The 23,670-nt window shown below is 62.1% G+C and carries 20 protein-coding genes; 5 read left to right on the plus strand and 15 right to left on the minus strand.

The features are described 5' to 3' along the window. Positions 1–4 precede the first annotated feature (4 nt). Positions 5–2,797 carry a phosphoenolpyruvate carboxylase gene (ppc, locus tag EIH27_RS02730; RefSeq protein ID WP_124039441.1) on the plus strand — a complete coding sequence of 931 codons (2,793 nt, stop codon included), beginning with the start codon at positions 5–7 and terminating at the stop codon, positions 2,795–2,797. A 94-nt stretch (positions 2,798–2,891) separates the two neighbouring features. Next, positions 2,892–3,539, plus strand: a complete 648-nt coding sequence (locus tag EIH27_RS02735) for a TetR/AcrR family transcriptional regulator (RefSeq protein ID WP_124039442.1) — start codon at positions 2,892–2,894, stop codon at positions 3,537–3,539. Between the two features lie 181 nt (positions 3,540–3,720). Here EIH27_RS02735 and EIH27_RS08115 read toward each other — a convergent pair whose 3' ends face one another. From EIH27_RS08115 to xerD, 14 genes are all read right to left on the minus strand, one after another. Beyond that, positions 3,721–4,209: a PfkB family carbohydrate kinase gene (locus EIH27_RS08115; RefSeq protein ID WP_420892133.1), complete on the minus strand. Its 489-nt coding sequence runs from the start codon at positions 4,207–4,209 to the stop codon at positions 3,721–3,723. A gap of 33 nt (positions 4,210–4,242) precedes the next feature. After that, complete coding sequence (locus EIH27_RS08120; protein ID WP_420892134.1) at positions 4,243–4,827, minus strand: PfkB family carbohydrate kinase; 585 nt, start codon at positions 4,825–4,827, stop codon at positions 4,243–4,245. Beyond that, positions 4,824–5,471, minus strand: a complete 648-nt coding sequence (locus EIH27_RS02745; RefSeq protein WP_124039443.1) for a bifunctional 4-hydroxy-2-oxoglutarate aldolase/2-dehydro-3-deoxy-phosphogluconate aldolase — start codon at positions 5,469–5,471, stop codon at positions 4,824–4,826. The genes EIH27_RS08120 and EIH27_RS02745 overlap by 4 nt, the downstream gene beginning before the upstream one ends. Then, complete coding sequence (uxuA, locus tag EIH27_RS02750; protein WP_124039444.1) at positions 5,472–6,554, minus strand: mannonate dehydratase; 1,083 nt, start codon at positions 6,552–6,554, stop codon at positions 5,472–5,474. It lies immediately after the preceding gene. Then, complete coding sequence (locus EIH27_RS02755; RefSeq protein WP_124039445.1) at positions 6,554–8,155, minus strand: mannitol dehydrogenase family protein; 1,602 nt, start codon at positions 8,153–8,155, stop codon at positions 6,554–6,556. Before EIH27_RS02755 ends, uxuA begins: the two co-directional genes overlap by 1 nt. A 140-nt stretch (positions 8,156–8,295) precedes the next feature. Then, entirely contained in the window at positions 8,296–9,756 is a 1,461-nt protein-coding gene (gene der / locus EIH27_RS02760; RefSeq protein WP_124039446.1) for a ribosome biogenesis GTPase Der, read from the minus strand. Further along, positions 9,753–10,421 (minus strand): (d)CMP kinase, encoded by a 669-nt coding sequence (cmk, locus tag EIH27_RS02765; protein WP_124039447.1) that lies wholly within the window; start codon positions 10,419–10,421, stop codon positions 9,753–9,755. Before cmk ends, der begins: the two co-directional genes overlap by 4 nt. A 144-nt stretch (positions 10,422–10,565) precedes the next feature. Further along, positions 10,566–11,288: a pseudouridine synthase gene (locus EIH27_RS02770; RefSeq protein WP_124039448.1), complete on the minus strand. Its 723-nt coding sequence runs from the start codon at positions 11,286–11,288 to the stop codon at positions 10,566–10,568. Next, positions 11,285–11,833, minus strand: coding sequence for an SMC-Scp complex subunit ScpB (gene scpB / locus EIH27_RS02775; RefSeq protein ID WP_124039449.1), 549 nt, complete (start codon positions 11,831–11,833; stop codon positions 11,285–11,287). Before scpB ends, EIH27_RS02770 begins: the two co-directional genes overlap by 4 nt. A 70-nt stretch (positions 11,834–11,903) precedes the next feature. Then, positions 11,904–12,677, minus strand: coding sequence for a segregation and condensation protein A (locus EIH27_RS02780; protein ID WP_124039450.1), 774 nt, complete (start codon positions 12,675–12,677; stop codon positions 11,904–11,906). A gap of 3 nt (positions 12,678–12,680) precedes the next feature. After that, a complete protein-coding gene (locus tag EIH27_RS02785; RefSeq protein ID WP_277424090.1) occupies positions 12,681–13,529 on the minus strand; it encodes a ParA family protein in 849 nt (282 codons plus the stop codon). A gap of 147 nt (positions 13,530–13,676) precedes the next feature. After that, positions 13,677–15,458: an ABC transporter ATP-binding protein gene (locus EIH27_RS02790; protein WP_124039451.1), complete on the minus strand. Its 1,782-nt coding sequence runs from the start codon at positions 15,456–15,458 to the stop codon at positions 13,677–13,679. Next, positions 15,455–17,533 carry an ABC transporter ATP-binding protein gene (locus EIH27_RS02795; protein WP_124039452.1) on the minus strand — a complete coding sequence of 693 codons (2,079 nt, stop codon included), beginning with the start codon at positions 17,531–17,533 and terminating at the stop codon, positions 15,455–15,457. The genes EIH27_RS02790 and EIH27_RS02795 overlap by 4 nt, the downstream gene beginning before the upstream one ends. 72 nt (positions 17,534–17,605) lie before the next feature. After that, positions 17,606–18,511, minus strand: a complete 906-nt coding sequence (xerD, locus tag EIH27_RS02800; protein ID WP_241152942.1) for a site-specific tyrosine recombinase XerD — start codon at positions 18,509–18,511, stop codon at positions 17,606–17,608. Positions 18,512–18,594: 83 nt separating this feature from the next. On the opposite strand from xerD, the gene tkt reads away from it, so the two are divergent. The 3 genes from tkt to EIH27_RS02815 all read left to right on the plus strand — a co-directional run bounded on the left by tkt (position 18,595) and on the right by EIH27_RS02815 (position 23,323). Further along, positions 18,595–20,670 (plus strand): transketolase, encoded by a 2,076-nt coding sequence (gene tkt, locus EIH27_RS02805; protein WP_124039454.1) that lies wholly within the window; start codon positions 18,595–18,597, stop codon positions 20,668–20,670. Positions 20,671–20,875: 205 nt separating this feature from the next. Further along, entirely contained in the window at positions 20,876–22,384 is a 1,509-nt protein-coding gene (gene zwf / locus EIH27_RS02810) for a glucose-6-phosphate dehydrogenase (RefSeq protein WP_124039455.1), read from the plus strand. Positions 22,385–22,396: 12 nt separating this feature from the next. After that, positions 22,397–23,323: a glucose-6-phosphate dehydrogenase assembly protein OpcA gene (locus tag EIH27_RS02815; RefSeq protein ID WP_124039456.1), complete on the plus strand. Its 927-nt coding sequence runs from the start codon at positions 22,397–22,399 to the stop codon at positions 23,321–23,323. A gap of 56 nt (positions 23,324–23,379) precedes the next feature. Here EIH27_RS02815 and secG read toward each other — a convergent pair whose 3' ends face one another. Then, entirely contained in the window at positions 23,380–23,622 is a 243-nt protein-coding gene (gene secG, locus EIH27_RS02820) for a preprotein translocase subunit SecG (protein WP_124039457.1), read from the minus strand. Positions 23,623–23,670: the final 48 nt, after the last annotated feature.

Consider the following 23,670-nt stretch of genomic DNA (forward strand, 5'->3'; position numbering starts at 1 on the left):
CCCTATGAGCGAGCATTGGGACAACGAATCCGCGCTCGACTCCATCATTGCGCGGCTTACCGGCATTTTGGCTAGTGAGCTCGACGCGCAGGATGGAAGTGAGCTCGGCACCTGGGTATCGCGTATCCGCCACGGGTCAGAACTTCTAGAGGATGCGAAATCCTCCGCCCGTAGCGAAGCCGATGACCTCACCACACACGTGGTTGACTGGCTCACCGAGGATCACAACGTCGAATCGGCGGGCCGCCTAGCCCGCGCGCTTTCCATCTACTTCCTGCTCGCTAATGCGGCGGACCAGGGCGTGCGTTCGCGTGAGATTCAGGATCGCTCGGACAGTGAGGGATGGCTGGCGCGCAGCGTTGCCGGAGCCGCCAAGGCGCTGGGAACCGAGGGACTGCAGAAGGTGGTGGATGCGCTGGATGTTCACATGGTGTTCACCGCCCACCCCACCGAGGCCTCGCGCCGCGCCGTGCTCACTAAGCTGCGTGGTATTTCTGAAATCGTGGCCGTCCCCACCGAGCCAGGCACAGCCGCGCGCGAATTGCAGGATGCACGCCTTGCCGAACTGGTGGAAAGCCTGTGGGTGACGGATGAAATTCGGCATGTGCAGCCCACCCCGCAGGATGAGGCGCGCAATCTCATGTGGTACCTGCGGGACCTCTATTCGACGTCGCTGCCGTCCATGCTTACCAGCTTCCGTTATGAGCTCGCCAAGTACGGCGTGAAGGTACCGGAAGATTCCCTCCCCCTGAGGTTCGGTTCATGGATTGGCGGGGATCGCGATGGCAATCCGTTCGTCACGCCGGCCGTGACGGCCGAGGTACTCCGGATCCAATCTCACACGGCCCTTGCTATAGCCCAGGAAATCCTCAGCCGGGCACTCATCACTGTTTCGGCGTCCTCCCGGCTAAGCGGTACCGATGCAACACTGCAGGCTTCTATCCAGCAGGATTTGGATACGCCGGGGCTCTTGTCGGCGGATGACGCAAAGCTTTACGCCGATGAGCCCTATCGGCTCAAGGTACTCGCGATTCGCGCCAAGGTGGCCAACACCTCGGAGCGGTTGCAGCACGGCTCAGACCACGAACCGCATCGGGACTACGCGACGCCAGAAGAGATGGTGGCGGAAATTGACCTGGTACGTGAGTCCCTGCGGCGTCACGGTGCTCCGAAGGTGGCCGACGGCGAGTTGCGTTCGGCGCGTGATGTCGTTGCACAGATGGGATTCTCCCTGGCCACGTTGGATGTGCGTGAGCATTCGGAGAAGCATCATGATTTGCTTGCCGAGATCTTTGACGGTTATGGGGAACTGGACCGTCCTTACGCAAGCCTGACGCGAGACGAGCGTACGGCCGTGCTTTCTCGGACATTGGCCTCTCCCCGGCCGTTAGCACCCGCGTCACTCACCGGTCCGGACTCCTCACTTTCTGAAGGCGCACAGCGTACCTTCGATGTGTTCCAGGAGATTCGCCATGCGCACTCGGTCTACGGCAAACGGTCCATCCGTACGTATCTGGTATCCATGACGCACGGTGCGGATGACATTCTGGCCGTGGCATTGCTGGCGCGCGAAGCCGGCCTCGTGGATGTGCGCAAGGGCCACATTCGTTCGGATCTAGATTTTGCGCCACTGCTGGAACAGGTGGAGGAACTGCGCACGGCCGGCAGTATCATGCGCACGCTTTTCAATGATCCTACGTATCGCGAATTGGTACGTGCGCGCGGCAATCATCAGGAGGTGATGCTGGGTTACTCGGATTCGAATAAGGATGCGGGTATTTTCACCTCACTGTGGGAGATTCACCAGGCCGAGCGGCAACTGCGTGACGTGTGCGCTGAATACGGCATCTCTCTGACGCTTTTCCATGGTCGAGGTGGTTCGGTGGGCCGCGGCGGTGGTCCTACCTACGAGGCCATTCTCGGTCAGCCCGCCGGGGTAATCACCGGATCCATCAAGTTCACGGAGCAGGGCGAGGTTATCTCCGACAAGTACATGGTGCCCGCGTTGGCGCGCGAGAACCTGGATATTGCGGTCGCGGCCACGTTAGAGGCCGCCGGCTTGCATCGAGCGTCTCGTTCCGGCGCGGCCCGACTCAAGCGTTTCAACGAGGTCATGGACTTTACCTCGGACGCGGCCTTCCGCTCCTACCGGGACCTCATGGATATGAATGGGATCGCCACCTATTTCACCTCCGCTACGCCGGTGGAATTGCTGGGTGATCTCAAGATTGGTTCGCGCCCCTCGAAACGTAATACCTCGGAGCAGGGACTGGATGGTCTTCGCGCTATCCCCTGGGTGTTTGGCTGGACGCAATCCCGTCAGATTGTGCCCGGGTGGTACGGCGTCGGTTCTGGGCTCAAGGCGGCTCGTGAGGCCGGGTTCGAGCCGGAACTGAAGGAGATGGCCAGCCGGTGGGTGTTCTTCCGCTCGGTCATTTCCAACGTGGAAATGACCCTGGCCAAAACGGACATGGATATTGCTCGGCACTACGTTCACACATTGGTAGATCGAAGCCTCTGGCCCATCTACGCGAAGATTCGCGAGGAGTATGAGCTGACCGTCGCCGAGATTACGCGACTTACCGGGCAGTCCGTGCTCCTCGAGTCGGAGCCGACACTCGCTCGAAGCCTGGCGGTCCGCGACCGGTATCTCCGCCCAATTCACTATTTGCAGGTCTCCCTTCTCGCCCGGGTGCGCAAAGACACGGATCGAGGCTGTGAAGTACCCGCGGATGTTAAGCGCGCGGTCCTCACAACAGTAAATGGCGTCGCTGCGGGCATGAGAAATACCGGCTAGCACATACATACTGTTAACGAAAGGCCCAGTTTTATTTGAAACTGGGCCTTTTTTCCCCTGATATTTCATCCTCATTTCACGTAAAATTTAAACCGTGAAAAATTCCGAGCCGAAACGAGTAGGCCGTAAACAACGTTTTAATGCCCAAGATGTCATAACGGCTGCCGCCAATATTGGGCTGGACCGTTTCACCATGAGTGAGGTGGCCACCGAGGTGGGTGTAGCCGCTCCGGCCGTGTACCGGATTTTCCGTGGACGCGAGGACGTGGTGGATTCCACTCTCCAGGATGCCGCCGCCCGCACCCCGCTTGTACCGGAGGGACTGGAATGGTCAGAGGCCATCCGTTTCTACACGGATACGCTTCTGGATACTATTCGCTCCTATCGCGGACTCGCCAGCGTGGTACTGGAGCAGCCGGCACGGTACGTTGCGTTTTTGCCTCACATGGAGGCCTTCGCCCGCATGCTTGCATCCGTGGGCTTCTCCGAGCAGGCCGCCGGTCGTCTCTCCACCGTGTACACCAGCATCGTGATGCAGGGCGGCGCCGCCCTCAGCTGGGCAAGCAACTGGAAAGATCCGGCAAAGACTCTGAGCGACTACCCCATTGTGGGTAACTTTGTTCACCACATTGAGGCGGGTGATCGGGATGAGCTTCACGAGATCATGAAGAATTTCTTCATCGCTCAAGCGAAGGCGAGTGGTGTCACCCTGCCCCCCCCCCAGAGAGAGCTAGGAAAATAACAGACACGCATTAGTTTTCACCAGGTGTTACCACCGGGCGCCCCAGAGGTGCCCGGTTTTTTTAGCGCTACCTATGCCGACGCCGTTCTATCGCCCGGATCAACCCGCGCGCCTCGACGTCGTCGGTATAGAAAAGTGGGGTGCCCGGCTACCGCCGCACACCCCACTCATCCGTTGCAGTTTAGCGCTTCACGCGCGCAGAACCGCCGTTCACCAGGTTCTCTACTTCTTCGATGGAGGCCATCGAGGTATCACCCGGCGTGGTCATCGCTAGCGCACCATGAGCGGCGCCGTAGTTGACGGCCTTCGTAATGTCGCCAAACTCCATGAGTCCGTAGATGAGACCGGAGGCGAAGGAATCTCCGCCGCCCACGCGGTCGAAGATCTCCAGGCCGTCACGCTGGGTGGCCTGTACGAAGCCCTGATCACGCTTCCACGCAACGGCGCCCCAGTCGTTCACCGTGGCGCTGCGAACCTGACGCATCGTGGTGGCGATGGCCTTGAAGTTCGGGTACGTGGCCGCAGCCTTGTCAATCATCTTGTGGAAGGACTCCACCTGGAGGTTATCCAGGTTGGCGTTAACACCCTCAACTTCGAGGCCCAGGGCCGCCGTGAAATCTTCCTCATTACCGATCATGACGTCAACGTACTGCGCCAGCTCGCGGTTCACTTCCTGAGCGCGGGCCTGGCCACCCTGCGCCTTTCACAGGGAGGAGCGGTAGTTGAGGTCATAGGAGACGATGGTGCCGTGCTCATGCGCGGACTTCATGGCCGCCTTGACCGTTTCGGCGGTGGTCTCGGAGAGGGCCGCGTAAATGCCACCAGTGTGGAGCCAGCGCACGCCGAGGTCACCGAACAGATGGTCCCAGTCCACCGCATCCGGCTTCATCTGGGAGATCGCGGTATTGGCGCGGTCCGATGTACCGACCGCACCGCGCACACCGAAGCCGCGCTCAGTGAAGTTGAGGCCGTTACGGGACGAGCGACCGATGCCGTCATCCTCAACCCACTGAATGAAGCGAGTATCCACGCCGCCCTGAAGGATGAGATCCTCAAGGAGACGTCCTACTTCGTTGCGTACCAGGGAGGTGACAACGGCGGCCCGCTTGCCGAATACCCGGCGCAGACCACGGGCCACGTTGTACTCACCGCCGCCCTCGGACGCGCGGAACTGACGTGCCGTACGGACACGTCCCTCCCCCGGGTCCAGGCGAAGCATTACTTCGCCAAGGGACACGATGTCATACGCGGTTTCTTCGGCGCTCTTAATCTGCAGCGAATCGCTCACTTACGAATCTCCTTTACGGTGTCCGTTGCCAGCTTGGCGATGCGGGTAATCTCCGCGAAGTTGTGATCATTGATGAGGGCGCGCTTGGCAACCCAGGAGCCGGAAACGGCGGCAATGCCCTCGTAGGAGACCCACTCAGCAAGATTGTCCTGGTTCACGCCACCGGACGGCAGGAAGAAGGTGGAGTTGAACGGTCCGCGCAGGGCCTTAACCATCTTGAGACCGCCCGCTTCACCACCCGGGAAGAACTTGACAACCTTGGCCCCAAACTTGAGCGCCATCATAACTTCGGTTGCCGTTTGCACACCCGGAAGGTAAGGAATGTTGCGGTCAATGGCCACATCGGCGATGTCCTCATTCCACCCCGGGGACACCAGGAAGTGAGCACCCAGATCAATGGCCTTGGTGGCCTGCTCGCCGTTCAGCACCGTGCCGGCGCCGACCGTCATGCCCTCAACGTCCTTCATAGCCGCGATAGCATCCCCGCCAGCAGCGGTACGGAACGTTACCTCCGCGACGCCGATACCACCGGCCACGAGTGCCTTCGCCGTATCAACGGCGTCCGCGGCGTCGTCGATAACGACTACCGGGACGATCGGGTTCGCCTCAAGCAACGGAAGCGCATTGGGAAGCTGCTTTGTCATTTACTTGCTCGCCTTCTTCATTCTGTCAATTGCATCCCACAGGCCCAGCAGGTACTGGGTGCCCAAGGCGCGGTCGTAGAGAGGATAGCCGGGACGCCCGGTCTCTCCCCAGATCATGCGGCCGTGGTCCGGGCGCACATAGACGTCCGGGCACGTGTCATAGATGGCCTCCATGATGGCGACCATGTCAAGAGAACCGTCCGCTGACCAGTGAGCGGCCTCCTGGAACTTACGCTCGCCCAGGTACTTCACGTTACGCACGTGAGCGGCCGCGACGCGGCCGCGCTCCCCGAACTCACGGAAGATGGCCGGCACATCGTTGTCCGGGTTAGAGCCCAGCGAACCGGCGCACAGGCACAGCGCGTTGGACGGAGAATCCACGAGCTTGACAATCTTGTCAATGTCATCGCGGTTCTTGTAGGCGCGCGGAATGCCGAACAGATCCCACGCCGGATCGTCCGGGTGGCAAGCCATGCGGATACCCACACGCTCGCAGGTGGGGATGATGCCCTCCAGGAAGTACTTCCAGTTCTCGCGCAGCTGCTCCACCGTCATGCCCTGGTAGAGCTTCATAACCTCATCGAGGCGCTCGAGGCGCTCCGGCTCCCAGCCCGGCAGCGTGAGGCCATTGGATTCGTCGGCCGTCTTGGCCACGATATCCTGCGGCGTCATGCCCTCTAGATCCTTCTGATCGAAGTACAGGCAGGTGGAGCCGTCCTCGTTCACGTGAGCGAGCTCCGTGCGGAGCCAGTCGAAGACGGGCATGAAGTTGTAGATAACAACCTTGACGCCGAACTCAGCCAGGTTCTCGAGGGTGGTCTTGTAGTTCTCGATGTACTGGTCACGCGTGGGCAGGCCTAGCTTGATGTCCTCGTGAACGTTGACGGACTCGATGATTTCGCACTCGAGGCCGGCCTCGTGCACCTGGTCCATCATCTTCTTAATTTCGGACTTCTCCCATACTTCGCCAGCCTGGTACTGGGAGAGCACGCCCATGATGCCCGTTTCGCCCGGAATCTGCTTGATGTACTGGAGCGGGATCGGGTCATAGCCCTCGCCGTACCAGCGGAACGTCATCTTCATTAGTTGATCTCCTCATGGATAGTTGTACGAATGGCACCCGGACCCGCAATGAGCCGGGAGAAGAGGGCCTCCGCCTTGGCCCCGAGCGGGGTGGTGTAGAGGTCCACGCCAAAGATTGCAGCATTGGAGAAGATGGGCTGGAGGTGGGCGTGCACATCCGTATCCTCACCCAGCTTGATGTCCTTCACATACTCATGAAGTTCGTCGTAGAGCGGATCAGATGAAGGCTCGAACTCCTTGCCCTCGTCATCAACCTGCATGAGGTAGCGCGCCCACAGCGCGAATACCAGCGGAATTGCCACCAGGGAATCCAGATCCGTGCCGCGCTTAATGTGCTCCTTGACCGGCACACCGTAGCGGATCGGCAGCTTCTGAGAGGTATCCATGGCGATTCGAGCCGGGCTATCCGGCAGATACCGATTCGGGAAGCGCTGTTCGAGCACTTCACCGAGGAAATCCTCCGGCTTGACGATGCCCGGATTCGTGGCCACCGGCAGCGTTTCCTTCCAGCCCAGCCGGTGTACCAGAGCGGACAGATCCGCATCCCGCATCTCGGAATCGATCGTCGGGAAGTGCAGCAGCACACCCGAGATAGCGAGTGCCGTGTGAAGCGGGTTGAGGCAAGAGGATACCTTCATGCTCTCGAACGCATCGCACGTCTCACGGTCCGTGATGATAACGCCGTAGTTCTCCAGCTTCGGGCGGTCCGCCGCGAAGTTATCCTCCACGATGAGGTACTCCGTGGGCTCCGAATTTACGAAGCCCGCCACCGGGGTGCGTCCCACGTGATCAATACCCATATCCTCGAAACCGGCCGTGGCAAGAGCCTCGGACACTTCCTCAGAGGGACGCGGGGTGATCTTGTCAATCACGGAGATCGGGAAGGCGACCTTGCTGGAATCGGAAACCCAGTCCGCAAAGCCCTGTTCCATCTTGCCGGCTTCCACCCAACCCGTGGCTACGGTGAGGATGGAGTCACGCAGCTTATCCCCATTGTGGGAGAAGTTATCCGTGGAGAGCAGCGTGATGGGAGCCGCGCCCTCGCGGTAACGATGCGCCAGTAGGGCGGCCACGGACACCATGGTGTTCGCGTTGCGGGCGTAGGGATCACCGTTAAAGGCGTCCTTTACGGCGTCGGTCACGTTGCCGTGGGAATCCTGGATCGAATAGCCCTTTTCCGTGACCGTGAACGTCATGAGGGTGACGGAAGGATCAGCCATGAGCTTCGTGAGGCGCTCCCAATCCGCCTCCCGCTGCCAGCTCAGGGACTCCGCCATACCCGCGATAACGCGCTCATCGCGGCTGCCATCTGGATTGAGGATGACACCCAGCGTCAGATTGTCGAACGGCGTGAGCTGAAGATCCTGTTCCTTCGGATCCATCGGGACCACACCCGTGATAGGCCAGTAATCACCAGCAGCCAGGGCGTCGTCGGCAATACGTGCCAGGAAGATACGGAAGATGTTGCCCGGACCCAGATGAATCCAGCGCGGCTCCTTCCGTGCCCGCTCCTGAACGGCGCTGACGTCGAACTCGGGCACCTTAATGCCTGCCTTTGCGAGTTCTCCGTCTGCCGAAATTGATTTGAGGTTCAGCTTCATCGATGCCCCTTACTTCTTTCTCTCGTGGGCGAATGGTCCTAACGACCAGCCGTGCATATTCTACACGGCAGGTGGGCCTTTGGTCACGCTTGAAATGGCAGCCTGGCGCCATTTTCCGCTATGTGCGAGCGCTAAGCCGGCTATTTCCGCGGGCGGCGCTGGCGGGGACGCACCGATATTTCGATGGGTGTTCCCCTAAATCCAAACCGCTCTCGAAGTTGATTTTCGAGAAAACGCCTGTAGGTTTCCTCGAGAAATCCCGTGGTGAACAAAACAAATCGTGGGGGCCGGTGAGAAACCTGCGTGCCGAAAAGAATACGGGGTTGTTTTCCGCCGCGCACCGGGTGCGGGTGCGCCGCCGTTACTTCGGACAGGAACGCGTTAAGTTTGCCCGTCGTGATGCGCATGTCCCAGGATGCAAGAGCCGTATTAATGGCGCCCGACAGCCTATTCGTGTGCCAGCCCGTACGTGCCGAAAGGTTGATCCTCTCTGCCCATTGCATCTGGACCAGTTCGGTTTCGAGCTCGCGCCCCAATTCAAGGCGGCGCTCCTCCCCTACTTCATCCCACTTGTTGCACACAATCACCAGTGCGCGTCCGGCGTCGATCACCTGCTGGATGACGCGAATATCCTGCTCCGTCAGAGGCTGGGACGCGTCTACCAGCGCGAGGCCCAATTCCGCATTTTCCAGCGCCTTCGCGGTACGCAGCGACGCATAGTAGTCGGCACCCGACGTGCGGTGAAGCCGGCGCCGAATACCCGCCGTATCCACCAGAGTGAAGGGCTGGCCGTCAATGAGCACGGTTTCGTCCACCGGGTCGCGGGTGGTACCGGCCACGTTGCTGACGACGGCGCGCGTGGTGCCCGCGAGCTGGTTGAGGAGTGAAGACTTACCCACGTTGGGCCGTCCCACAATGGCGATACGGCGCGGCCCCTTGATCTCCGGTGCGTGGGCTACGCGAGAGACAGCGGGAAGGGTGCCGACCACGGCGTCGAGAAGGTCGCCCGTACCGCGCCCATGCATGGCCGAGACCGGGTGGGGCTCACCCATACCCAGGCTCCACAGTGCCGCCGCATCCGGCTCCTGCGTTGGTGAGTCCACCTTGTTCGCAGCCAGAATCACCGGTTTGCCGGCGCGGCGCAGCAGCTTGACGATACTCAGATCCGTGTCCGTGGCACCCACGGTGGCGTCCACCACGAGAAGGACGGCGTCCGCCCCCGAGATTGCAATTTCCGCCTGCCGGGCTACCTCCTCATCAAGGCCGTCCACGTCAATTTCCCAACCGCCCGTGTCTACAACGGTGAAGCGGCGTCCGCCCCATTCGGCCGGGTAGGACACGCGGTCACGTGTGACGCCGGGCGTGTCCTGTACCACGGCCACACGCTGCCCCACGATTCGGTTGACCAGGGAGGATTTCCCTACATTTGGCCGTCCAACAATGGCGAGTATGGGCAGCGTCCCCTCGCCATCTGCTGCATGTTCGTCCTCCGAGGTTTCACCGGCCAAGTCGGCCAGATCCTCCTCGGTGAGTTCGTATCGCTCCAAATCGGAGCGGAGTACGGAGGCGCGCTCCTCCTCTGTCGGCTCGGTTTCGCTCATCGCATTTCCTCCGGTACCAGGTCAATAATCGCGTCCCGCGTCTGCTCAATGGAGAGGCGCGAAGAATCAATTGTCACTACACCATCCGCAGCCGTGGTGAAATTCGTAACCGTCGCGTCCTTCGCGTCCCGCTCGGTCACTTCCGCGCGGGTTGCGGCGAGCGCCGCGGAGTCCTTGGTCCCCTGATTTTCTAGGGCACGCCGCTCCAGGCGCGTTTTTTCCGACGCCGTTAGCAGCACACGCACATCCGCATCCGGTGCCACCACCGTGGTGATATCCCGCCCTTCGGCAATGATGCGGCCGGCCGAGCGAATAATCGCCTGCTGTCGGGCTACCAGGATGGCGCGCACGTCCAGGTTGACAGCTACCTTCGAGACCACACGGGAGAGCTCCGAGGTGCGAATGGCCGCCGTAATATCCGTGCCGGCTACCGTGATGTTCTGTGCGTCCGGATCAAGCGGCATGCGGAGGTTCATCTTGGCAACGGCCGCGGTGACCGCCTCGTGATCGTCGAGATCAATGCCGCAGTGGTGAGCCCACCACGCGGCAGCCCGATACATGGCCCCGGTATCGAGGTAGCCGAGGCCAAGTTTGCGTGCCACGGCCTTGGATACAGTGGACTTACCTGAACCCGAGGGCCCATCCACCGCGATCACCACATTCATGCGCTTTTCCTTCCCGTCTTGTCCACCACCGTTCTCCTCGCGCGAACCCGCCGCCAGGCAGGCTTGCAAGGCGGCCTCGCGCGCCCGAACCCTGCCCGGCCCAGGGCCGCCGAAAAACTACCCGTCCGGTTCGGCGTCGTCGAGCTACAGACCCACCGAGTGCTTGAGCGCCGAAAGTTCCGTGCCGCGAATAATCCGCGTACGGCCCGGCTTCAAGTGTCCCGCCGTGATCGTAGCGAACTTGATGCGCACCAGTTCGAGTACCGGGTGTCCCACCTCACCCATCATGCGGCGTACCAGCCGGTTGCGGCCCTCGTGCAGCGTAATCTCCACGATTGAGTTTCGCTGTGCCGCCTCGCGTAGCACAAACTTATCCACTCGCACGGGGCCATCCTTGAGGGTGATGCCCTGCTGGAGCACGCGTCCCAGTCCGCGCGTCACCGTGCCCTGCACCCGTGCCACGTAGGTTTTCGGAACCTCGTACTTCGGGTGCGTGAGGCGGTAGGTGAGTTCGCCGTCGTTAGAAAGCAGAATCAAGCCCTCGGTATCCTCATCCAGCCGCCCCACATGGTGGAGGCGCTGGGGAAACTCGGTGACGTATTGAGCAAGGGATGGGCGGCCCATCTCGTCGTCCATGGTGGATACGACGCCCGTGGGCTTGTATAGAGCCACGGTGAGGAGGTCCTCGTTCGTTTCGATCGAGAGGCCATCCACGCGAATGTGATCCACCGCCGGGTCAACGCGCGTACCCAGCTGCGTAACCACCGCGCCATTTACTTCCACGCGGCCCTGCGTAATGAGTTCCTCCGAGTAGCGCCGCGAACCCACGCCCGCGTGCGCCATTACCTTCTGCAGGCGTTCCTTCACCTGACGTCTCCTTCATCTTCAAGTTCATCCAGTTCGGGGAGGTAGGGCGCCAGTGGCGCCAGGTCATCCAGCGAGTCCATCCCCATGGCCTCGAAAAACGCGGTCGTCGTACCATACAGCCGCGCCCCGGTATCCGTTGCCCCCACGTCCGCCACCAACCCGCGGGCGCTCAGCGTACGCACGACGCCATCCACGTTCACACCACGAATTGCAGCGATTTGAGCACGCGTAACGGGCTGACGGTACGCGATCACGGCCAGGGTTTCCAGTGCGGCGGCCGATAGTTTCGACGTGCGATCACCCACTACGAAGGGCCGCACGACGTCGTCGTACCGAGGATTCGTATAGAGACGCCAGCCTCCACCCACGTTCCGTAGTTGAAAACCACGTTCCCGCCCCGTGCCGTATTCCTCCTTCAGCGCGGCCAGTAACCCGTTCACCGTGGCCTCGGATTCACCGAGCGAGGCGGCAAGCGTGCTCACAGAGAGTGGTTCGACGGCGACGAACAGGAGTGCCTCCAACGCACCCAGGCGTGTTTCGCCCATCACTCTCCTCCCCGGGATAGACCGGCCGGGGCCATGTATCCCCTCGCCGCTACAGCAACCTTTTATGTTATCACGCGTCCCACTCTGACTGCCCGTCGCGTGCTCCCGTGTCTTCTTCAGGCGTGGCGCGAATCATGAGGGGCCCCAGCGGTTCGGCCTGCTCGGCGACCACCGCGCGACGCCGCAGCAGCGTGAGTAGAGCGAGGAATCGCGCCACCACCGTTGCCGTAGTCGGCGCATCACTACAGAGCTCTGAGAAGCTGAGCGTGCCGCGGGTGAGGCGTTCCTCCACAACACGCATCTCTTGCTCAACCGGAACCTCAGCAAAATGCAGATGGCTGATCTCTACCTGGGGCTCCGAGGTATCGCGCGCAAATGCGGTGGCAGCCAACAGCGCTAAATCCCCAACGGTGAGACCCAGGCGCACGGCCGGGAGCGCATCCAGCAGGCGCTCCTCCACCGGCACATCCCGCCCAAACGCGCGTGACGCTAGGCGCGTTCGGAGGTCGCCCGCTACCTCCTTGAACGCCTTGTACTGCAACAGCTTGGCGAACAGGAGATCGCGTTCCTCGAGTAGTTCTGCGTCCTCGCTGTCCTCCGTATGCCCGGGAAGCAGCCTGGCTGCCTTCAACGCCAGCAGAGTGGAGGCCACCACCACAAATTCGCTCATCTGATCCAGATTCGCACCCTCGCGGGCACGCACAAAATCGATGAACTCATCCGTGACCGCGGCCAGCGCCACCTCGGTGACGTCCAGCCTTTTCTTGGCGATCATGGAAAGCAGCACGGAGAATGGCCCGGAGAAAACATCCAGGTCCACCTCGAAATCCTGCCTGTCCGCCATGTGCTAGGCGCACTGCCCTTTCGCGATGACCTCCCGAGCGAATTGGCGATACTGCTTGGCACCAGAGTGGCTCGGCGCATACTGGGTAATGGGCTCAGCGGCCACGGAGGCGTCCGGGAACTTGACGGTACGCGTGATGAACGTGGAATACACCTTGTCCGCGAAGCCCTCCTTCACCGAGTGCATGACATCCCGAGAATGCAGCGTACGCAGATCCACCATGGTGAGCAGTACACCGTCAATCGTGAGACGCGGGTTGAGGCGATCCTGGATGCGCGCAATCTGCTCCGTGAGCAGCGCCACTCCGCGCATCGCAAAGAATTCGGCTTCCAGCGGAATGATCACACCGTGTGCGGCCGTCAGCGCATTGACCGTGAGCAAACCGAGGGAGGGCTGGCAGTCGATGATGATGAGGTCATAGGTGTTCAGTACCGGCCGCAGCACACGCAGCAGAGCCTGCTCGCGAGCCACCTCGTTAATCAGCACAATCTCGGCCGCCGAAAGATCGATATTGGCGGGCACCACATCCAATCCCGGTACAGACGTGTGCTGAATAATGGATTCCACATCCGGGTGATCGGCGATTAATTCGTTGTAAATAGTGCGGTCCAGGCCACGCGCATTAATACCCAGGCCGGCGGATGCCGCCCCCTGCGGATCAAAATCCACCACCAGCACGCGACGGCCGTAATCAGCCAGTGCGGCCGCGAGGTTAATCGTGGTGGTGGTTTTCCCCACGCCGCCCTTTTGATTGGCCATCGCCACGATTCGGGCGGGCCCGTGGCTGGGAAGCGGGGCAGGTTCGGGGAAATCCACCTGCGGGGTGTCAAAAAGGGCGTCTGATTCGGTCACGTCCTTACACTACCCGAGCCGGGCATCCTCGCGATGCGGTCGATGCGCATGTTCGTGTCTGGGAGGAGGCCGGCGTGCCATACACATCAGTCGGCCGGTACCAAAGGCGGATACCGAACGCCCGTGACAAGACGATGCCCGGCACGCCTACCGATACGAATCCGCCTGCAGGGAGTAGAGCCCCGCGTAGAGGCCACCACGATCTATTAATTCCCTGTGCGAACCGACCTCAGCCACCCTGCCGGCATCGAGCACCACCACCAGGTCCGCCGCTGCCACCGTGGAGAAACGATGCATGATGAGCAGCGTGACCGCACCGTCCCGGCGAGCCGCCCCGGCAGCCTTGATATAGCGGCTAAAGATGACGTCCTCAGTAAACGCGTCCAGCGCGGAGGTAGGTTCATCCAGCACCAGTAACAGTGGATGGGGCCGCATCATGCCGCGGGCAATCGCCAGGCGCTGCCACTGGCCACCCGAGAGATCCTGTCCGCCCCACGCAGTGCCAAGCTGCGTGTCTAGACCTTCCGACAACGCGGCCACAACATCCGCGGCGGCACCCTGTTCGAGCGCGAGGCCGATGGCCTTCCGGTCCTCGATCCGCGGTAGACCACCGATACCCACCGTCTTCCCGGCGGTCAGTTCAAAGCGTACGTAATCCTGAAATGCTCCCGAGCACCGCTGCCGCCACGCCGTGATATCGAACATGTTCAACGGCGTACCGTCTATTGTTACCTCTCCGTCGCTCGGGTCATACATGCCGGTCAGGAGGGAGGCGAGTGTGGTTTTCCCGGAGCCGTTCTCCCCGACCACCGCTACGACGCTCCCCGCCGGCAGATTGAGGTTAATGTCCTCAAGCGCGCGCCGTGAGGCACCGGGGTAGGAAAAACTCACGTGATGGAGCGCGATACCGGTCCCCAGGCGCGAGGGCGGCACCGCCGTACCGGCATGCCGCGTGTTTTCCGTCTCAAGGTACCGGCGCACCCAGACAAAGCGGCCCGTCTCCCGGAGAACCTCGGAGAATGTTTGAATGGCGAATGGCAGGCCGTTGAATGCCTCCATGATGCCCAGCATCACCGTAATCGCGCCGGCAAGTACAGCCACGGATACGGTCCCCACCCGGGCGCCCACCGTAAGGACCCACAGCACCCACAGAGATACACCGCTGTAGAACAGGGAGGCGAGAAAACGCAGGGCCTGTTGGAGCGAGGTGGCACGGGAGAACGGCCGACGCCAGCCCCGCGCGGCGTCCGCAAGGCGAACGAAGAACCAGCGTTGCGCCCCAAGTACGCGCAATTCGGCCGAGGACTCCACGCCGCAGGCGATCTCCTGCAGATGCGCAGTGAGCCGGCCCGGCTGGGCGGAGGCCTTCTCCGCCTTCTCATCCAGCTTGGGCGTGTAAAGCCCCAGCGCCACGGTGGGCAATGCGGCTAGCACGGCGAATACCATCAGCGGGTGCAACGCGATCGCGCTCACCGTGAGCACAATCGGACGCACAATCTGGTTCAATACCACGATGGTCATGTTGAAGGTGTTGCCGAGGGAGCCGGATTTATCGGCGAGCTGCTTCACCTCGTCCTGCACCTTCGGGTCTTCGTAGAGCGTCAGAGTAGGCACGCTACCGAGCATGCGCGCCACTTCCGAGTTGTAGTAGCCCTGCAGCTTTTCCATGAGCAGGATACGGCTGTTCGTGCCCACCACCATAAGGCTCATGGGGAGGCTGGACACGATGACCAGGCAGACGCCGCCGGCCACGGTGGTGCCCAGGGTGTGGGCGGCCACGCCTCCGGCCACCATGGCCACGAACACGGGAATGAGCCCCGAGATTGCATTTCCCGTGGCCTCAAGCAGTGCGAGGAAGAATGCGGACGGGCTAGTCCGAATCGCCCGCGCTATCAGTTGCGGGAGCCCCTTCCATCCGAGCCGTGTCATGCCATTTCTCCTTCGTTCCCTGCGGCTGCCCCCGTGTGCTCAGCATCCGCGCTCTCGGGGTGCTTCTTGCCTGCACTCACGCCAAGGCACTCCCCACCGGCATATTCATCGTTCGGGTGTTCCTCGCCCGCATCGTCTTTATCCACGCCGTCTTCGTTCATGCCGTCTTCATCCGCGTTTCCGGCCGCCTGGAAACGCGCCGCCTGCGTCGTGAACATATCCGCATAGAGCCCGCCGTGGGCCATGAGCTCCTCGTGAGTGCCGTCCTCGGTGATCCGTCCGCCGTCCAGCACCACGATTCTGTCCGCCTCACGCACGGAAGAAAGCCGGTGAGTAACCAGAATGCGGGTGGTTTCTCCGGGCATATCGAGGAACCGCGCGAACAGCTCGGCTTCCGCGCGTACGTCCAGCGCCGAAGTGGGCTCGTCCAGGATGAGGAGGCCCGCTCTGTGCTCCACCCGTGCGAGGGCACGCGCCAGGGCTATGCGTTGCCACTGACCGCCAGATAGGTCCGTGCCGTCCGGGTAGGCAGCACTGAGTACCCGGTCCAGGCTCCCCACGCGGTCGAGCACGGGTTCCGCGCCCGCCCGGTGGATACCGGCGAGGGCCAGCCTATCCCGCTCTGCCGTGCCCGCCAGTGCGGGCACGATGTTGTCCCGTACCGACATCTCCAGCCGGGTGAAGTTCTGTAGCACCATGCCAATATGCGCGGGCGCGAAGCCTGGCTCTATGGGATCGTGGCCGGCCACCCGAATGGTGCCGCCGCTCGGCCGCTCCAGCCCCGAGAGAAGACGCATGAGCGTGGATTTCCCCGAACCGTTCACGCCCACAATGGCCAGGGACTGCCCGGCCGGAACCGCGAGATTGAGCCCGTCTAGGACCGGACGGTCCGCACCCGGGTAGCTGAAGCTCAGGTTCTGGATGGAGATACTCAGTGCCGCGGACTCCGTTTCCCGGCCGCTCTCCCCCACGCCTGTGCTGTTACTCTCCGAGTCGGTTCCGGTGATGCCACGTGCCGGAACTACGCCTGTGGCGTCCGTGGAACTCGCGGCCGGCACGCGCCAGGTGATGCGAACGCCCAGCTTCCGTCCAAGCTCCCAAATCTCTTCAATCTGCTTGCGCCCACGCGCGATAATCTCGGCAAAATCTCCCACCGGCCCGAAGGCCTCCGTACCCATGATCGCCTGAATGAGCGCGACAAACGAACCGGCGCTCACCAGCCCGATCCAGGCATCGTGAATGAGCCAGGCCAGAGAGATCCCGGTGATCGCCGTGATAAGCGCCAAGGTGCCGAGGAAACGACGGTAAGTGCCTGAGCGCTGTGCCCACGCCTGCTCCTTGGCCGTGCGCCACAGGTCCATTGAACGCTTGATCGCCCACGGAGTAAGCCCGAAGAGGCGCAGTTCACGTCCGGTGTCTCGCCGCGTGGCGAGCTGCTGATACCAGCCGCTTCGGCGCAATTCTGCCCCATCACCCATGCTCTGGTACACGCCCGTAATGTAGGTGGTGGTGGCCACGGATGCGGCCCACATCCCGGCCACCAGCAGTACGGCCACCACGGGTTGCCAGGCAAGGAGCAGCACCACCGAGGCAATGCCGGAGAGGCGCGTGGACCAGACGGTCCAGGTGGACGACGTTGTTTCGCGCACCAGGTAGTCCCGCGAGTTATCAACAAGCGTACGGATTCGCCCGCCAATCTCCGGGTTTTCCAGGTGACGCACCGAGGCGGGCTCCACCGCCAGCTGGGCGATGGCCACCGCCGTCGCCGTAACCGTGCGCTCCTGGAGCCGTGCGCTCAGGCTGCGCTGGAGCGCAGCAAAGAGGGCCGAGCCCACCACCGATCCAGCGAGTATCCAGAACTGGAGGGCGGCATTACCGCCGCTCGTGACGGCGTCGACCAGAGAGCCGGAGGAGACCATGAGCAGGTAGGAGGCAACCGGAAGCAGGAGGGTGACCAGGCCGGTGGTAAGCGTGAGGAATGAACCGACCGCCCACCACTGTGCCCACTGCGCTCGAAATCCCCGGACGCTCTGGCGTATGGACGCGAACGCCATCCGGATGCGGCTGTCTCCCATGCTGTCATCCTAGAAATGAGCTCCGACAGGAAGACTTTCCTGTCCATTTGCCGGACGATTCGACGCCCGGCGCTATTCGTGCAGCGCCCGCGGATGGGACGTAACGTACACCTCCCGCATGGTCTGCGCGCTCACCTTGGTGTAAATCTGCGTGGTGGTGACAGAGGCATGCCCCAGCATCTCCTGCACAACACGGATGTCTGCGCCGCCCTGAAGCAGATGAGTAGCGAAGGAATGCCGCAGCGAATGCGGCGTGACGTGCTCCAGGCCCGCCCGGTGCGCGGCCGTTTGGATGATGCCCCACGCGCTTTGCCGTGACAGCGGGCGCCCCCGCGTGTTGAGGAATAGCGCGGGGGTCCCGTCTCCGCGCGCCGCGAGTTCCGGACGCGCCCGCACCTCGTAAGCCGCCACCGCATCCGCCGCATAGGAGCCCAGTGGCAGTACCCGTTCTTTGCGTCCCTTTCCGAACAGTCGAATGGACCGCTCAGAGAGGTCAATATCATCCGCCGTGAGCCCGACCGCCTCCGATACGCGCGCCCCGGTCCCGTAGAGCACCTCAAGGAGGGCTCGATCACGAATGCCAATAGCCCCCTCCTGCTCAGAGGCAGCGTCAAGGAGGGCATTGACTTCCGGCACTGTTAAGGCCTTGGGTAACCGTGTGCCGGGCTTCGGTGGCTTCACACCGGCCGCAGGATTGACGCTCGTCATGTCCTCGTCAAACGCAAAACGATGGAAGGAGCGCACTGCCGCCAATGCTCGTGCCACAGACGTACGGGCCATACCCTCTTCTACTAGCCGCTCCGAAAATGAGGCGACGTCCTCTCCACTCACCGCGGCGACGTCGTCGCGGCCACGCGCCTGAAGGTGACCCGCATACTTCCCAAGATCCCGGCGGTAGGCGGCCACCGTGTTTGCGGATAGTGCGCGCTCCACGGCGATATTCGCCAAAAACTGCTGGATGGCGCGCGTGATGTGCATAAATCGAGTATAAGGGCTCATCTGAAGAGTTAGCCGCGGCGCTAGACTCATCTAGGCAGGCTTTTAATCAATGAGGAGGAAGTATGTCTCAGCTCGAATGGTCCAATCTCGATCAGCGCGCCGTTGACACGGCCCGCGTGCTCGCAGCGGACGCGGTGCAAAAGGTGGGCAACGGCCACCCGGGAACGGCCATTTCGCTGGCGCCCGTCGCCTATCTGCTCTACCAGAAGGTTATGCGCGCCGATCCGCAGGATCCCCGGTGGGAAGGGCGTGACCGCTTCATTCTCTCCATTGGTCACAGTTCACTCACCCAGTACAACCAGCTGTTCCTGGCGGGATATGGACTGGAAAAGAAGGACATTGAATCCCTACGCACCTGGGGTTCCCTCACCCCGGGCCATCCAGAATTTGGACTCACAAACGGTGTGGAAATGACCACTGGGCCGCTTGGACAGGGCCTTTCGTCCGCCGTCGGCTTCGCCATGTCGCAGCGCCGCGTGCGCGGACTCATGGATCCGGATGCCGCGGACGGTACCTCACCCTTCGATCACTTCGTGTATGTCATTGCCGGCGACGGTGATCTTGAGGAAGGCATCACCTCCGAAGCCTCCTCCATTGCGGGCACGCAGGAACTGGGCAACCTCATTGTCATTTACGATGACAACCGCATTTCCATTGAGGACGACACCTCTATCGCGTTCAACGAGGATGTAGAGGCACGCTACCGCTCCTATGGCTGGCACACGCAGCACGTGGACTGGGTGAATGGCGGTGATTACAGGGAGGATCTCGCGGCGCTTTACGCGGCCATTGAGGCCGCCAAGCAGGAACGGTCCAAGCCCTCCCTCATTCGTCTTTCTACCATCATTGCCTGGCCGTGCCCCACCAAGCAGGGGTCCGGCTCCTCGCACGGCGCTGCGCTTGGCGACGACGAGGTGGCCGGCCTCAAGAAGGTGCTGGGCTTCGATCCTGACAAGACGTTTGAGGTGGCTCCGGAGGTACTGGAGCACGCCCGTAAGAACGCAGCTGAGCGTGCCGCGGCGGCCCATCAGGAATGGGATGCCAAGTTCGCCGCCTGGCGCACCGCACACCCGGATCGTGCAGCTCTCTATGATCGTCTCGCCGCTCACCAGCTCCCCGAGGGCTGGACGGACGTGCTCCCCAGCTGGGAGCCCGGGTTGAAGGGTGTGGCTACGCGTGCGGCGTCCGGCAAGGTGCTCTCCGCCCTCGCGCCCGTACTGCCCGAACTTTGGGGCGGTTCTGCGGACTTGGCCGGCTCCAACAAGACCACCATGGATGGCGAGCCCTCCTTCATTCCCGATGACCACGCCACCAAGGCGTTCCCGGGCAACAAGTACGGCCGCACACTCCACTTCGGCATTCGCGAGCACGCCATGGGTGCCATCGTCAACGGCATTGTGCTGGACGGACTCACGCGCGCCTACGGCGGCACGTTCCTCCAGTTCGCGGACTACATGCGCGGCGCCGTTCGACTTGCCGCACTCATGAATGTGCCCTCCGTCTACGTGTGGACGCATGATTCCATCGGCGTGGGCGAGGACGGCCCCACCCACCAGCCAATCGAGCACCTCTGGTCGCTCCGCGCCATCCCGAACCTCGCGGTAGTGCGCCCGGCGGATGCTAATGAAACGGCCGCCGCCTGGCGCACCATTCTGGAGCACTCGGATCGCGGGCCCGCCGGCCTCATTCTCACGCGCCAGGGTGTGCCGGTGCTGGAGGGAACCTCAGCCGAGGGCGTGAGCCGCGGTGGGTACGTACTCGCGGACTCCCCCACCGGCACCGTGGACGTTCAGCTGCTGGCCACCGGTTCCGAGGTTCAGCTCGCTGTCGCCGCGCGTGAGGCATTGGCGAAGGAGGGTGTGGGTGCTCGCGTTATTTCCCTGCCCTGCCTCGAATGGTTTGAAGCGCAGGACGAGGACTACCGCAACTCCGTGATCCTGCCGGGTGTCAAGGCGCGCGTCTCCGTCGAGGCGGGCGCCACCCTCGGCTGGCCGAAGTATGTGGGGGATGCCGGCCGTATGGTGGGTATCGATCACTTCGGCGCCTCCGCCTCCGGGCCGGAGCTCTACGAGCGTTTCGGAGTCACCGCCGACGCCGTTGTGGAGGCCGCTCGCGCCACCATCGCGGCAACTAAGTAGCGCAAGCTAGCGGAAAGGGCCCGGCAGTGCCGGGCCCTTTTGCGACGTAACAGCGCCCGCGGACGCGGACTCAACGCCGTACCGCGGCTTCTTCCGTGTCTGATGTTCGCGCACGGACAAGGATGTTCCGGCGTGTCGGCACCACGCGGTATCTTGAACGGGGTGCAGGCGCTGTCTGCCGGCCCCTATTTTCTGGAGGAGACACATGACCAACCCGTTGCGTGCGGTGCCGGACCGGCGCCTGGAGAAGATAGCCGGTCCAAGCGGCGTCGTACTGTTTGGCATCACCGGTGACCTCGCCCGGCACAAAATTCTGCCGTCCATCTATGACCTGGCCAATCGCGGCCTACTCCCGCCCTCCTTCTCTCTTATCGGTGTGGCACGGCGTCACATCGAGAACATCTGGGACAAGGTCACGGACTTTATCCGGGCCGGCGCGAACACGGAGGTCACGGACGCCACGCTGGCCCAGCTGCGGTCCGGTTTTCGCATGGTCGAAGGGCTCTATGAGGAGCCTTCCACCTACGCGGAAATCGGCCGTGTCATGGAAGAACTGGATGAGCACCGCGGGACGGCCGGTAATTTCGCCTTCTACATGGCTATCCCGCCCAAGCTCTTTGAAACGGTGGCGGACGGCCTAGCGGGTGCCGGTATTGCGCGCGCACCCGAGGGCTCATGGCGCCGCGTGGTGATCGAAAAACCCTTTGGCCATGATATTGCTTCCGCACGCGAGCTCAACGGCGCCATTACGCGTGTTTTTCCTGAAAACTCCGTGTTCCGCATTGATCACTATCTGGGCAAAGAAACCGTCCAGAATATTCTCGCGCTTCGTTTTGCCAACGAAATGTTCGAGCCCATCTGGAACGCGCAGCACGTGGATCATGTCCAGATCACCATGGCGGAAACGGCCGGTATTGGGAGCCGCGCCGGCTACTACGACGGCGTGGGTGCGGCGCGCGATGTCATCCAGAACCATCTACTTCAGTTGCTTGCACTGACAGCCATGGAGGAGCCGATCTCCTTCGACGCCGCTGCGTTGCGCGCCGAAAAAGAGAAGGTGCTCTCCGCCACCCACCTGTGGTCGACGGCCGCGGAGTCCTCCATTCGTGCCCAGTACACGGGTGGCTGGCAGGGTGGCCGCTGGATCAAGGCGTACCGGGATGAGGATAATATTCCCAAGGATTCGACGACGGACACCTACGCGGCTCTTAAACTCGCGGTCGATACCCGCCGCTGGGCGGGTGTGCCATTTTACTTGCGTACCGGGAAACGCCTTGGCAAGCGTGTTTCCGAGATCGCCATCGTGCTCAAAAAGCCATCCTTCCTCCCATTCCCGGAGCAAGCAGGCCTGGAACGGAACGCTCTGGTGATGCGCGTCCAACCGCATGAGGGCGCCACCTTCAAGTTCGCCTCCAAGGTGCCAGGTCCGAACATGAAACTCCGTGATGTCACCATGGATTTTGCCTACGGCCACGCATTCACCGAGTACTCGCCGGAGGCTTACGAACGTCTTATTCTCGACGTACTGCTGGGAGAACCACCGCTGTTCCCGCAGTGGCGTGAGGTGGAGGAATCGTGGCGCATCCTCGATGTGGCCGAAGCATATTGGGAGGCACATCCTGAAACGCTTGAGTTCTACTCACCCGGCACCTGGGGGCCAGCTGGTGCCGAGGCCATGATTGAGACAGATGGCTACGCCTGGCGGCGTCCGTAGGCTGGAGGAAGCATGAAGAAGACCATTACTGACACCACATCGGCCGCCGTTGATCTGGAACTTAATTCGCTGCGCGAAACCGTGGGTAGCTCGGCCCTGGGCCGCGTACTCACCCTCGTCGTCGTGAAGAGTGAAGCGGCTGTTAAAAAAGCGCTTGATGCCGCCTACGAATCCTCTCAGGCGCATCCTTCCCGCGTGATCGTCATACTCCCCCAGCCCGGCGGCGAGCCGCGGCTGAACGCAGAACTGCGTGTGGGCAGTGACGCCGGCGCCTCAGAGATTGCCATCCTGCGGGCACGCGGCGGAGCGGCCGACAACCTGGATACCCTCGTCACCCCGCTACTACTTTCAGACACGCCCGTGGTGGTGTGGTGGTTGGATGAGATTCCGGCGGATCCCGGGCATTCCGCGCTGGGGCGGATCGCTACCCGTCGGATCACTACGCTACAGCGTTCCCATACAAATCCGGCGACGGCGCTGCGCAGCCTCCGGGCCACCTATACGCCGGGCGATACCGATCTCGCCTGGGCCGCCACCACCCGGTGGCGCAACTATCTGGCGGCGCTGCTCGATGAATTCCCTACTCGGCAACCGGCTTCCGCACGTGTGGTAGGCGAGAAGGATCGCGGTGCCACGCTCATGCTCGGCGCGTGGCTGGGGCTGAGGCTGGGCGTACCCGTCGCTCTTGAGCATGAGGATGCAGCAGGCCTCATTACCTATGCAGAAATCACTTTTGCCGACGGCGAGGCCGTGTCCGTCCACCGCCCCACCGGAAATACCCACGCGATGCTGCACCGTCCCGGTCGTCATGATCAACAGGTCGGCCTGGCGCCCCGCACTCTTGACGCCATGCTGATTGAGGAACTCCAGGAGATGGGCCGGGATCATGCCTATGAGGACGTGCTGCTGCACGGCCTGCCGGCGGTTGGTATCAGCTAGGGCCGCCGGTACAAATAATGGGGGCGGCTAAGCCGCCCCCATTATTTGCATGGACTTTACTGATACTTAACGATGAGGCCCATGATGGCCACCACGACCACCCACACGATGGCCACAGCCACGGTGATGCGGTTGAGGTTTCGCTCAGCCACACCCGAAGAACGCATGGAGGTGGAAATGCCACCACCGAACATCTCCGAGATGCCACCTCCCTTGCCCTTGTGAAGCAGGATGGACAGGGTGAGTAGGAGGCTGGTGATGATCAGCAGTACCTCGCACACAATGAGAATGACATGCACTGTGGTTGTTCCTTCCTCGATAGGGACAGCATACCTTAGGAGCCAAGC

The organism is Neoactinobaculum massilliense (assembly GCF_900604955.1).
In the GTDB taxonomy this organism is placed as follows: Bacteria; Actinomycetota; Actinomycetes; order Actinomycetales; family Actinomycetaceae; genus Neoactinobaculum; species Neoactinobaculum massilliense.